We start from the raw sequence: 451 nt of genomic DNA on the forward strand, positions 1-451 counted from the left end.
TGTTCAGCTCACTGATAAGATATCCGCTTTACTGGCACACCGACTATATAAAGGATTTAACACAATCATGACCTGGACACCCCATGCAACCGTCGCCACGCTTGTCGAGCGAGATGGCAAGCTGTTACTCGTTGAAGAACGCTCTCATGGGAAAACCGTATTCAACCAACCTGCCGGTCATATAGAGCAAGGTGAAAGCATACAAGAAGCCGCTATTCGAGAAACGTTGGAAGAGACCGGCTGGCGCGTCAAGCTCACGGGATTTATTGGCTTATATACCTATACCGCCCCACAAAATGGCGTATGTTATTACCGCTTTTGCTTTGCCGCCGAAGCACTTGAAAAAGAGAGCGATAAGCTCGATAAAGATATTATTGCTGCTCATTGGTTGAGCATGGATGAGATACGAGCACTAGAAGATAAACTCCGCAGCCCGCTCGTACTAAAGTGT

Annotated in this window: 1 protein-coding gene; it reads left to right on the plus strand. The window is 47.2% G+C overall.

Annotated elements, in window-relative coordinates:
- Positions 1-67: 67 nt before the first annotated feature.
- Positions 68-451: NUDIX hydrolase (locus A3729_RS09845; protein WP_082882074.1), on the plus strand; the 384-nt coding region annotated here is incomplete at its 3' end.

The sequence above is a fragment of the Oleiphilus sp. HI0043 genome, from assembly GCF_001634935.1.